14 protein-coding genes are annotated in these 11674 nt (G+C 64.8%); 9 read left to right on the top strand and 5 right to left on the bottom strand.

Annotated features, from left to right (window positions below):
• Positions 1-33 precede the first annotated feature (33 nt).
• Together H292_RS0118415 and H292_RS0118410 are read right to left on the bottom strand one after the other, a co-directional pair.
• Positions 34-417, bottom strand: a complete 384-nt coding sequence (locus H292_RS0118415) for a DUF3054 domain-containing protein (protein ID WP_094620583.1) — start codon at positions 415-417, stop codon at positions 34-36.
• A gap of 123 nt (positions 418-540) precedes the next feature.
• On the bottom strand, positions 541-1092 hold the full coding sequence (locus tag H292_RS0118410; protein ID WP_019667830.1) for a YceI family protein: 552 nt from the start codon (positions 1090-1092) through the stop codon (positions 541-543).
• 145 nt (positions 1093-1237) lie between these two features.
• Here H292_RS0118410 and map point away from each other — a divergent pair, with 145 nt between their 5' ends.
• Positions 1238-2008 carry a type I methionyl aminopeptidase gene (gene map / locus H292_RS0118405; RefSeq protein ID WP_020112339.1) on the top strand — a complete coding sequence of 257 codons (771 nt, stop codon included), beginning with the start codon at positions 1238-1240 and terminating at the stop codon, positions 2006-2008.
• On the opposite strand, the gene H292_RS0118400 is transcribed toward map, so the two are convergent.
• Together H292_RS0118400 and H292_RS0118395 are read right to left on the bottom strand one after the other, a co-directional pair.
• A complete protein-coding gene (locus tag H292_RS0118400; RefSeq protein WP_371828036.1) occupies positions 2009-3154 on the bottom strand; it encodes a lysylphosphatidylglycerol synthase transmembrane domain-containing protein in 1146 nt (381 codons plus the stop codon). It abuts the gene before it with no gap.
• A gap of 30 nt (positions 3155-3184) precedes the next feature.
• Positions 3185-4639, bottom strand: coding sequence for an adenylate/guanylate cyclase domain-containing protein (locus tag H292_RS0118395; protein ID WP_020112337.1), 1455 nt, complete (start codon positions 4637-4639; stop codon positions 3185-3187).
• Positions 4640-4925: 286 nt separating this feature from the next.
• Between H292_RS0118395 and H292_RS0118385 the strand changes: the two genes are divergently transcribed.
• From H292_RS0118385 to H292_RS0118370, 4 genes are read left to right on the top strand one after another with little or no spacing between them, the layout of a single operon-like run.
• Entirely contained in the window at positions 4926-6119 is a 1194-nt protein-coding gene (locus H292_RS0118385; protein WP_020112335.1) for an AI-2E family transporter, read from the top strand.
• Complete coding sequence (gene macS / locus H292_RS0118380; protein WP_020112334.1) at positions 6112-7293, top strand: MacS family sensor histidine kinase; 1182 nt, start codon at positions 6112-6114, stop codon at positions 7291-7293. The genes H292_RS0118385 and macS overlap by 8 nt, the downstream gene beginning before the upstream one ends.
• Positions 7290-7940 carry a response regulator gene (locus H292_RS0118375; protein WP_020112333.1) on the top strand — a complete coding sequence of 217 codons (651 nt, stop codon included), beginning with the start codon at positions 7290-7292 and terminating at the stop codon, positions 7938-7940. Before macS ends, H292_RS0118375 begins: the two co-directional genes overlap by 4 nt.
• 42 nt (positions 7941-7982) lie before the next feature.
• Entirely contained in the window at positions 7983-8207 is a 225-nt protein-coding gene (locus H292_RS0118370; RefSeq protein WP_230594016.1) for an autophagy-related protein 2, read from the top strand.
• A gap of 38 nt (positions 8208-8245) precedes the next feature.
• Here the strand turns inward: H292_RS0118370 and H292_RS0118365 are convergent, their stop codons facing one another.
• Positions 8246-8635, bottom strand: a complete 390-nt coding sequence (locus H292_RS0118365; RefSeq protein WP_019667838.1) for a hypothetical protein — start codon at positions 8633-8635, stop codon at positions 8246-8248.
• A gap of 171 nt (positions 8636-8806) precedes the next feature.
• Between H292_RS0118365 and H292_RS0118360 the strand changes: the two genes are divergently transcribed.
• The 4 genes from H292_RS0118360 to H292_RS0118345 all read left to right on the top strand — a co-directional run.
• Positions 8807-9913, top strand: a complete 1107-nt coding sequence (locus H292_RS0118360) for a glycosyltransferase (protein ID WP_027498909.1) — start codon at positions 8807-8809, stop codon at positions 9911-9913.
• A gap of 36 nt (positions 9914-9949) precedes the next feature.
• Complete coding sequence (locus tag H292_RS0118355) at positions 9950-10618, top strand: DUF1707 SHOCT-like domain-containing protein (protein WP_019667840.1); 669 nt, start codon at positions 9950-9952, stop codon at positions 10616-10618.
• A 70-nt stretch (positions 10619-10688) separates the two neighbouring features.
• Positions 10689-10916 carry a hypothetical protein gene (locus tag H292_RS0118350; RefSeq protein WP_033190291.1) on the top strand — a complete coding sequence of 76 codons (228 nt, stop codon included), beginning with the start codon at positions 10689-10691 and terminating at the stop codon, positions 10914-10916.
• Between the two features lie 144 nt (positions 10917-11060).
• Positions 11061-11674: DUF222 domain-containing protein (locus tag H292_RS0118345; protein WP_020112329.1), on the top strand; the 614-nt coding region annotated here is incomplete at its 3' end.

Here is an 11674-nt window from a genome sequence, read left to right as displayed (position 1 = left end):
CCATGCTCAGGCGGCGAATTGGGGGAGATACGGTCAGTTTTTCGGGGTCGGCAACAACTTCGCGAGTGCGCGCCACCCGAGCAGGAAAACAGCAAGCACCGTCGACGCGACGAGAACGAAGCTGAAGGCCGTTCCCTGCCCGCTGATCACCCTGAGAATCATCCCGACGACGACCGTCGACACCCAGACGACGATGCCCGTCGGGACAATCAGGTACGCGTCGAACTTGTCCCGATACAGCGCCCACGATGCAGCCCAGCCGACCGCGGCACCTGCCACGAACGGCCACGCCGTGTGCACGAGACCGGTGATGGCACCCGCCTCGTCATGGCTGCGCCGGCCGATCGCGCAGAACACGATCACGAGAATCAGATCGACGACGGCGGCGAAAATCGGGCTGCGCTTGGTCACCCACACAGAGTAAATGGGTCGTTCCTGCCGGCTCCACTCCCGTCCGAATGGGTCGTTCTTGCCGACATACGAGAGCACCGGGCGACCGAAGAGGTCACCCGGTGCTCAGGTGGAGAGAGGCGGGCTGCATCAAGCAGCGAGGCCTGCCTCGATCTCGAGGGTCAGTGCGATCTTGTCGCCGACGACTGCGCCGCCGCCTTCGAGGGGCATGTCGATGGAGATGCCGAAGTCGCGACGGTTGATGGTGGTGCTGGCCTCGAAGCCTGCGACCGGGCCTGCGCCCATTCCGGGGTTGACGCCGTTGAACTCGAGCTTCAGGTCGATGGACTTGGTGACACCGTGGAGGGTGAAGTCACCGGTGACCACGAAGTCGCCGCCGTCGGCCTTGACGGAGGTGGAGGTGAACGTAGCGGTGGGGTACTTCTCGACCTCGAAGAAGTCGGCCGTCTTGAGGTGGCCGTCGCGCTGCTCGTTGTCGGTGGTGATGGAGGTGACGTCGATTTCGGCGTTGACCGAGGGGGTGCCGTCCTCCGCGACCGTGATGGCGCCGGAGAAAGCCTGGAAGCGGCCGCGAACCTTGCTGACGACGAGGTGGCGTACCGAGAATCCGACGGTGGAGTGCGCCGGGTCGATGTTCCAGGTGCCTGCGGACAGTTCGGGCAATGCGATGGCGGTGGTCATGACAACTCCTGTTTGATTGAAGGTTCAACACGCATAGTACATAAGCGGACCGCGGTCCGCATCTATTCCCGGGAGACTTTTTCGATTCGTCGACCGGTATAGTTCGGCCGGTATAGTTATTGGATTGTTTCGGGAAGGCCCTACCGTGATCGAGATTCTGAACCCCAGCCAGGTCGCCCTGGCGCGCGAGACCGGCGCACTCGTCGGTGAGATCCTGCAGACCATGAAGAGCCGTAGCGTCGTCGGAACCAATCTGCTCGACATCGACCGGTGGACCAAGGAAATGATTCTCGGGGCAGGTGCCGAGTCCTGCTATGTCGACTACGCGCCGTCCTTCGGTAGCGGCCCGTTCGGTCACTACATCTGCACGGGCGTCAACGACGCTGTTCTGCACGGCCGCCCTCACGACTACACCCTCGCCGACGGCGACCTGCTCTCGCTCGACCTCGCGATCCTGCTCGGAGGTATCGCCGCGGACTCCGCCATCAGCTTCGTCGTCGGCGAGACGAAGCCCGCGGACAGCGTCGCGCTGATCGACGCCACCGAGCGCGCGTTGGCCGCCGGAATCGAGGCCGCGGGTCCGGGCGTGAAGATGGGCGACATCTCCCATGCCATCGGGTCGGTCCTCACCGGTGCCGGCTACAAGGTCAACACCGAATTCGGTGGGCACGGAATAGGTTCGACGATGCATCAGGATCCGCACGTCTCCAACAGTGGCCGCAAGGGCCGCGGCTACACGCTCAGGCCGGGTCTGCTGCTCGCCCTGGAGCCGTGGGTGATGGCCGATACCGACAAGTTGATCACCGACACCGACGGCTGGACGCTCAAGAGTTCCACCGGATGTCGCACCGCGCACAGCGAGCACACCATCGCCGTCACCGACGACGGAGTCGAAATCCTCACGCTCGCACGGTGATCAGGCAGGTTCCGGATCCGACCTGTCGATCTTCGGCTGGACGTCGAGGTGGAGGTTCCTGGCCTCCTGCTTCTCCAACGCGATGTCGTACCCCAGGTCCTCGTGCTGGTGTTTACGGAACAGCACGAGAAAGACGATCCAGCCGACGACGGCGACGAGGATGAAGCTGACGGCGCGGTAGACGAACGCCGCTGCCACGGCCTGCGACGCGCTGATCGACGCCGCGCTGGTCAGCAGCGCGATCAGGGTGGCGTCGACGATGACGAGTCCGCCGGGAGCAAGCGGCACCGACCCGACGGCCTTGGCGGCGGCGAACGCGAACAGCAACCCGGACAGGCGGGGATCTGCGCCGACGGCGAAGCACGCGAAACCGAGGCAGGCGACGTCGGCGAGACGATGCACCGCCGACCAGCCGAGCGTCAGGCCGGCGTCTCGCTTACCGAGCTGTACCGACTGAACCTGTTCGATGATCTCGTCGATCCGCTCCTGCCCGGCATCGGCAGGCTGATTGCGAAAGTCGTTCACCTTGTGCAGAACCCACCGCGCCGCACTGCGGATGGACCGAGGGTGCGCCGAGACGTACCGAACGGCAAGAACGATCGCCAGCACACCGGCGATCGGAAGCACCAGTGTGAAGGTGTTGACCGATCCGCCGACGAGCAACGCGCCCGCGACGCCGAGGACGGCCAGCCCGGCAGCGGCGATGACACCCGAAATCGCGAGCTGCCACGACGCGACGACGGGACTCGCACCCCAGCGTCGGGTCTGGCGGTACGTGAACGCCGTCGAGAACACCTGACCGGCGGGCAGCGTCAGAGACATTGCAGTGCTGCCGTAGATGACGGCGACGGACTTGGCCTGACGAACCCGCACACCGCCGGCCTGAAGCAACTGCTTCTGCACCCGCCCGAACGCGCTCAGCGACACGGCTTGGGTGAACACACACGCGGCGAGCCAACCCCAATGGATCTCGGTGAGCGCCTGCCAGGACTCGTGCAACCGCGGCCACAGATAAATGCCCTCGCCGACGAGCAGAGCGATCAACGCGACCCCGGCGATCCACTTCAGCCAGCGGAGGCGGTTTCTCCGGCCTCGGTTGCCTGCCTCAGGAGCGCCGGCCACATGCTCGGGTCTCGGTTCGGCCACCTTCACAGGGTAACCACACGAGTCGAACGTTCACGGGTGCTCCACGGGCCATGCGAGGTGGGTGAGGCGTCGTCTGCCGCGTAGTTGGACCTGATCTCCGAGCTCCCAGTGTTCCTGTTCCTCGTCACTTGCGAAGTACAGAGCGGACGTCGACGCCAGCACGCGGCCGGGCCGAAGTTTGGACAATTCGGTCAAACGAGATGCCTCGTTGACCGGGTCTCCGATGACGGTGTACTCGAAGCGTTCCTTAGCGCCGATGTTTCCTGCCACCGCAAGGCCGGCCGACACACCGATGCCGATGTCGAGTCCGACGATGTCGTCGAGGGCAAACCGCAGGTCACGTGCGGCAGCCAATGCTGCCGTCGGAGCGTCGGGCCGGTCCAGCGGCGCCCCGAAGATCGCGAGGGCGGCGTCGCCCATGAATTTGTTGACGAAACCGTGGTGCTGATCGATCACGTCGACCACCACACGGAAGAACTCGTTGAGAAGCTCGACGACTTCACCGGGTGGGCGCTCCGACGCCGTGGCCGTCGATCCGACCATGTCCACGAACAGCACCGCCACGAAGCGAGTTTCCCCGCCCAATTCGGTACCGAATTGCAATGCGCGTCGGGCCACGTGTTCGCCGACATGCTGACCGAACAGCTCCCGCAGCACTCGACGCTCGGCCGATTCCTCCATCATCCGGTTGAAGCCGACCTGCAGTCGACCGATCTCGCTGCCGTCGAACACGTCGACCTCGACGTCGTTGTCCCCACGCTGGACACGCTCGATCGCCCGGCGAAGCTGGCGAATGGGATCGGAGATCTGACTCGCCGTCAGCATCGACAGAATGAACGCCTGACCGATCGCCAGGACACTGAGCAGGATGATCGCCACCGCGAACGAATCGGTGGAGAACACCAGATCCGTCGTCAATTGCGTCGCGCACAGCAAGATGATGCCGATGACGGGCATCAACGTGCCCAGACCCCACGTCATCGCCATTCTGGTCCCGACGCCCGGCGTCATCGTCCGGTCGAATCGGCCCTCGCTGAGAGCCATCGCAGCCACCGGCCGCAGGATTCTCTCGCCGAGCATGTACGTGAAACCGAACGTCACCGTCGCCGCCATGACCACCGTGACGATCACCGCCACCGCCAGCGACGGCATCTCCGTCACCGTGAGCAGCACGAACAGGACGCCGCCGATGACCCACAGGACGAGATGCACGATCGCCTGTCGCAGCGGCGCATGCAGCGTCGCCATCTGCTCCTTGCGGTTCGGCGGGCCACCGCGCAACTGCCACCGAATCACACTCCGCAACGTCCGAGCTGCGTAATACAGACTCACCGCACCGGCTGCGACCAGATACGCCCCGAACACGTACACATTGCGAACACGATCCGCGACGATCGACTGCGACTCCTCGATGGGAAGCCCGTACCGCACGAACGCGAACACCAACACCGCGCCGAACAGATTCGACAGCAACATCGACAACATATAGAGAGGCCAGCGACTCTTCAGGGTGAGCGAGACCGCTCTCAAAGATGCCAGCACGGGTTAAATTTACCGGGTGACCGAACGCGAGCCGCAGGCAGAAGCGTCAAAGGTACTTCCCAGCCGTCCAGCACCCCCTCCAACAGCGGCCCCCTCCGGTCATTCCGCAGGCTCCACTCCTGGCCTATCTGGTCATTCCGCAGGCTCCACTCCTGGCCTATCTGGTCATTCCGCAGGCTCCACTCCTGGCCCATCTGGTCATTCCGCAGGCTCCACTCCTGCCGATTCGGTGCATCCCCTTGTCCGGATCGGCGCCGAATGGACCTGGCGTCTGCTGGTCATCTTCGCCGGCTTCATCACGTTCTGCTACGTCGTCGCACGGCTGGACACCGTGGTCATCCCCCTCGGCCTCGCGTTACTCGCGTCGGCGATGCTGCTCCCGCTCGTCGACTGGATGCAGCGACGCGGCGTGCCGAGGGCCGCGGCCGTCGTGATCGTCATCATCGCGAGCATCGGCGTCGTCGCCGGGATCATGACGTTCGTCGTCGAGCAGTTCATCGAGGGGCTACCGCAGTTGGGTGACCAATTCACCACGTCGATCAACGACGTCCAGCGGTGGCTGGCCGACGGGCCCTTCCACATCTCGCAGGATCAGATCAGTCAGGCGAGCGAGAACCTCGTCAAGGTCATCCAGGACAACCAGGCCGCAGTGACGTCGGGCGCCTTGACCACTGCGACCGTCATCGGCGAAATCCTCACCGGCGCCGCGCTGACGCTGTTCATCCTGATCTTCTTTCTGTACGGCGGAGACCAGATCTGGGAATTCGTCACCAGACTCGCCCCCACCGGAGCGCGACGGCGGATCCGCCTCGCCGGCAGTCAAGGCTTCGGATCCCTCGTCGGATACGTGCGCGCGACGGTCGCCGTCGCCGCAGCCGACGCCATCGGAATCGGCGCGGGTCTGGCCATCCTCGGCGTACCGCTCGCACTTCCGTTGGCATCGCTCGTGTTCATCGGAGCGTTCATTCCGATCGTCGGTGCGTTCGTCACCGGATTCGTGGCCGTGTTCATCGCTTTGGTGACCAAGGGCTGGCTGACGGCGCTGATCACGCTGGGCATCGTCGTCGCCGTCATGCAGCTGGAAGGGCATGTGCTGCAACCGTTGCTGCTCGGCCGTGCAGTGCGATTGCACCCGCTCGCGGTGGTACTGGCCATCACCGTCGGCATTCTGCTGGCCGGAATCGTCGGTGGCCTGCTGGCCGTCCCCATCGTCGCCGTCCTCAACACTGCGGTTCGGTCGTTGCTCGCCGACGATCCCGACGAGGTCTACGAGGAACTGGAAGAACACGATCCAGGGGAGCCTCTGTTCCCGGCCGAGGCCGACAGCCCGCATCCCCACAATCGCGAACTCGACCCGGGCAGTCTGAGCACCCCGGATCTGTCGAAAGAGACCGGCTCGGAACGGAAGCCGACCGATGGGTGACGCTGTCACGCCGCTGTGGCGGGCCTCGCAGGCGTTTCGTCTGATCACGTTGATCTACGCGATCAGTTATCAGGTGGCCTCGATGTCCTACTACAGCAATGCTCGGCTGAGCTGGTTCTTCGTGGCGTTGATGGCGGTATGGACCGGTCTGTCCGCGGCGCTGCTGTCGAGGGCGACGCTCCCGCGGTGGAAGGTGGTACTCGCCGACCAGATCGTCGTGATCGGGCTGATGGCGTCGACTCGCCTCGTGTCGGAATACGAGTGGTACAGCACTCACCAAACCCTCCCAACCACGCTGTGGGCGACCAATGCGGTCATTTCGGCGGCAATCCTGTTCGGGCCCAAGGGCGGTATCGCGTCAGGCATCCTGTTGTCGGTGGTCAGTGCTGTGGTGCGCGATCAGATCGATCTGGATCTGTGGACCGATGCGACCGCACCGGTTCTGGTGTCCGTCGGTCTTGCGCTCGGGTTGGCGAGCAACACCGCCCATCGAGCGCACGCCGAACTCCAGCGCGCGGCCCGACTCGCGGCAATCACCGAGGAAAGAGAACGTCTCGCCCGGCAGGTGCACGACGGTGTGTTGCAGGTCCTCGCGCTCGTTCGCCGTCGTGGATCGGAAATCGGTGGTGTTGCAGGCGAACTCGCCGAGCTGGCGGGTGAACAGGAAGTAGCGTTGCGAATGCTCATCTCCGAGCAGGGGGAGCCGAGCCGAGTCGACGCCACCCAGGCTGAAGTGGACTTGCGCAGCCTTCTTCGTCCCTACGGCAGCACCACTGTCTCGGTGTCCTCCCCGCCGGATCCGGTGTTGCTCGACAGGTCGGTGGCCGAGGAACTCTCCGCCGTGGTCGACACTGCACTGTCCAACGTCGCGCTTCATGCAGGCGAGGGTGCTCGAGCCTATGTCCTGCTGGAGGACGTCGACGACATGGTCATCGTCAGCGTGCGCGACGACGGCGACGGTATCGCTCCCGGCCGACTGGCGGCTGCGGAAGCCGAAGGGCGGATGGGCGTGTCGAAGTCGATACTGGGCAGGGTCTCGTCGATCGGCGGAACGGCTGTGCTGGACACCGACGTCGGCGTCGGAACCGAATGGGAGATCAAAGTGCCGAAACAGCGGAACGACCCGAAGGGGCAGGAGTGGAGCCGGCGGAACGACCCGAAGGACAAACGATGACGCAGGAGCAGATCACCGTCATGGTCGTCGACGACCACCCCATGTGGCGCGACGGCGTCGCACGGGATCTGGAGGCCGCGGGATTCGACGTCGTCGCGACGGCAGATAGCGTCGGCGCCGCAGGAAGGCGGGCGAAGGCCACACAGCCCGACGTCGTGCTGATGGACATGCATCTGCCGGACGGAAATGGAGCAGATGCGACGAGCAAGGTCCTCGAGGGCTCGAAGAACAGCCGAATTCTGGTGTTGTCCGCATCGTCCGAACGGGAGGACGTACTCGACGCCATCAAAGCGGGTGCGACGGGGTACCTGGTCAAGAGCGCGTCGGCCGACGAACTGTACGAGGCCGTCCGTTCCACCGCTGCGGGGCAGGCGGTGTTCACGCCCGGACTCGCGGCGTTGGTTCTGGGTGAGTACCGGCGGATGTCGAGCGCGCCGGAGGGAGAGCGAGACTCTCGCCCGACGTTGACCGAACGCGAGACCGAGGTTCTTCGTCTGGTCGCAAAAGGGTTGAGCTCCAAGCAGATCGCCACGAAGCTGACGCTCAGTCATCGAACCGTCGAGAATCATGTGCAGGCCACGTTGCGCAAGCTGCAACTCGCGAATCGAGTCGAATTGACGCGCTACGCGATCGAACAGGGTCTGTAGCCGAGTGTTTGCGTGCCCGCGCGGACGGGCACACCTGAACGCATGACCGATACCGACAAGCCCGTCGACACCACCGTCGATCCCACCGAGAAGACGCGCGGTCAAGATGCCGACACCGGGCAGAGCGCGAACGAGCGCGGACGCGCAATCGAAGAGTTCGACGAGCACATCGACGGATCCGGTGATTCACCGTCGTTCCCGACGCCCGATCCGGACGACGTGACGGACACTCCGACGGACCCGAAGACCACCACCCGCACCGAGTGACGCCCAGGCTGGGCAGGCGGAAGTCCTGGCCAGCCTGTTCAGCGCCGGACGAGGCGCCCGATGGCGCACCGCGCGTACGGCAGGTACGGGAGCACGAAGGCCGGCGGTCCATCCAGGGTCAGCCAGGTGCGGCTCCCGTCCGGCCGAGACGCCACCCCGTGGGTGAGCGTCAACCCCAGCTTGCGATTCTTGAACCAGACTTTCGACGTCCACGTCCAGCCCGCTTCGTCTACTTCGGTCACCTCGAAGTCGAGTCGAAGCCACAGTGGGCCTTCGAGCCGGCCGAACGACTGCGTGCACACGCGCGACATGGAGTATTCGACGGACACGATCTGCGTTGCCCACGACGACCACTGGCGTGGGTCCATGTACCGCTCCCACACCGCACCGGCTCTCGCCTCCCCAACGGCATCGATCGTGATCTCCATCTCCACGAATTTACCCGGCGATTCGCCGAGAAAAACGTGGTGAGCGGTCTATTTGGCCGTTAGGTAGTGCGGGGAAGGTCGTTGTCCGGACTTCCGACGTTCAGAGTCCTCCTACTCGTCGTTCTCCTACTCGTCGACGAACGGTCACGGCGCGCGGTCACACTCGACGCAGTGCGCATCGTGCAGCTTGCGAACTTCTACGGACCGCGTTCCGGCGGTCTTCGAACCGCCGTGGATCAATTGGGTGCGGGCTACACGGCGGCCGGCCACGAGGTGATTCTGGTCGTGCCAGGAGAGCGAGCGACCGAGACGATCCTGCCGTCGGGGGTTCTGCGCATCACCCGTCCTGCAGGCAAGATCCCCTTCACCGGTGGCTATCGCGCGGTCAATCCTCGATCCACAGCCGGACTCCTGAGTGCGCTGTGTCCCGACGTCGTCGAGGTGTCGGACCGCCTCACGCTGAGAGGGATGGGGAAGTGGGCAGCCCGGCGCGGAGTTCGAAGCGTGATGATCTCCCACGAGCGCCTCGATCGCCTACTCGGGCAGATGATGCCCGACGCGACGGCACGAGCACTCGCCGACGTCGCGAACCGTCGCACAGCCGAGACGTACGACGCCGTCGTGTGCACCACCGCTTTTGCCCGACGCGAGTTCGAGCGCATCGGCGCCACCAACGTCTCGCAGGTTCCACTCGGCGTCGACCTCGACATGTTTCATCCGGGCCGACGCGTCGGCGATTCCGCGTCGCCCTGGCATCGGGGCTGTGGCCGACTGCTCGTCCACTGCGGTCGATTGTCGGTGGAGAAACGGGTGGACCGCAGCATAGATTCGGTTGCTGCGCTTCACCATTCCGGATTCGATGTCCGGTTGGTGATCGCAGGCGACGGACCGAGGCGCGCCGGGCTCGAACGGAGAGCCCGAGGGCTCCCCATCGAGTTCCTCGGATTCGTCGACGGGCGTGAGGAACTCGCCGCCCTGCTCGCTTCGGCGGATGTCGCGGTGGCGCCGGGCCCGCACGAGACATTCGGGCTGGCCGCACTCGAATCGCTTGCCACCGGAACCCCCGTCGTCGTATCGAGGTCGTCCGCGCTGGCCGACATCGTGACCACCGACTGCGGTGGGCGCTTCGACGACACCGCAGATGGATTGGCGACGGAACTGTCGAGGGTGTTCGACCTACCCGCTCCAGCCCGACGGACGGCCTCGCGGGCCAGGGCGGAGCAGTTCGGCTGGCCGCTGTCGGTGGCGGGGATGCTGAGCGTGCTCGAATCCGCATGATGGCCAGGTTCGGCGTCGACACCTATCCTGGAACGCATGGAGGCGAGGGATCTACGAGTGTCCGACGCAGAGAAGGAGCATGTGGGTCAGCTCCTGCAGCGCGCAGTAGGGCAGGGCATGCTGTCACTGGGCGAATTCACCGAGCGGATGGACACGGCGCTGGCCGCCAAGACCCGCGGTGAACTGAACTCCGTCCTCGCCGACCTACCTGGCATGCAAATCGCCGAGGAGCACCGCCCGCCCAGTCCCACTCCGTACAACGCCGTCCCGGCGCCTGCCTATCAACCGCCGACGCATTCGCCCTGGCAGGGGCACGCAGGAAACGCTCACGGCGGTCCTGGCGACGTGGTGCGCGGAACGATGTCCACGGTGTCGCGCAAAGGGCCGTGGCACGTGCCGCCGAAGTTGTCGATCCAGAGCAAGATGTCGACGATCACGCTCGATTTCACACAGGCGATCATGTCGACTCAGGTGGTCGAGGTGACCGTCGACGATTACTGCAGCACAATCTCTCTCGTTGTCCCCGAGGAGGCGACGGTCGACCTCAACGGCCTCGACACCGTGGGCGGCAGCGCCAACAACAAGGTCCGCACCGGCCCGCCCATCGGCCGATTGCACGTTGTCGTGCGCGGCAAAGTCCGCTTCGGCTCCGTCACCGCCAAACACCCACTCGGAACGTCGTTCCGACGGATGTTCGGACACTGATCGCGCTTCGGGGTAAATCTCAGGGTCGACCCCGATTGACGGCGCCCGTACCTGGCGAAACGATGAAGTGATGCAGATCCAACAAGTGTGGCCATTACTGGCAGTCCGTACGCGATCGTGGTTGATCGAACACAACGGTGAGCCGCTCGACCCGTATGTTCAAGCCGAACTTCTCTCCGTCGCGGGAGATTCGCCCGACCCGGCGTGGTGGGCCGGGCATTCTTCGGCAGATCAGTCGGAACTGACCGACGCCGCCGTCGACTGGATCGAGTCGGTGGCAAACGACGAATTGGATTGATCGACCGTAAGTTTCAGGCTGTTGCTCGATCAGCTGTCTCGTCCGGTTCGCTCGAGTTCGCGGACGATCGAAGTATCCAGCAACTCCGACGGTATGGGAACGTGTGTTCGAAAACTTGTCGGTGGGTCTGGTTATCGTGGTGTCATGCTCATGGGGGATGAGGGTTCGGGGACAGCAGTCGGTGACTCGGCGGTCGGTGACGCGGCAGTCGACGACTCGGCGGTCGACAGTACGGGGTCGGTGTTGCCGATCGAGGCGGCGTATCTGGCTCAGGTGGTGGCGACGTTGGAGCGTCAGGTGGAGATTCTGAGTCGGATGAACATGCGCGGCGCCAGCACGGCGGATCAGCGTGCGGTGTTGGTGCGTACCGAGGCGGTGACGCGGTCGTTGTTCGGGCAGTCGCACACCTGGCTGGCGGATCTGATGGATCTGCGTGGTCTCGACGACATCTGGGGATCGGTCCCCGACGCTCTGGCGGTGTTGCTGCGGATCTCCCGCAGGCGGGCTGGGCAGCGTATCCGTTTGGCGGAGACCCTCGGTACCCGCACAGCGATGACGGGGGAACGTCTGGCCCCGGAACTGCCCGCGACAGCTGCTGCCGCGCAGGAGGGGGTGCTCGACGAGGAACCGCAGGAGGTGATCCGCAAGTTCTTCCGGCGCCTGGGCAGCAAAAGCGATGTCGAGACGCGGGCGAGCGCGGAGCGGCAGTTGGCGCAGCTGGCTCGCGAGCTCGGTCCGGACGAGTTCGCGGCCGCCGC

Source organism: Rhodococcus sp. 114MFTsu3.1 (genome assembly GCF_000383555.1).
Lineage (GTDB): Bacteria > Actinomycetota > Actinomycetes > Mycobacteriales > Mycobacteriaceae > Rhodococcoides > Rhodococcoides fascians_E.
The sequence above is the reverse complement of the archived record's forward strand: the minus strand, read 5'-3'. Positions and strand labels throughout refer to the sequence as shown.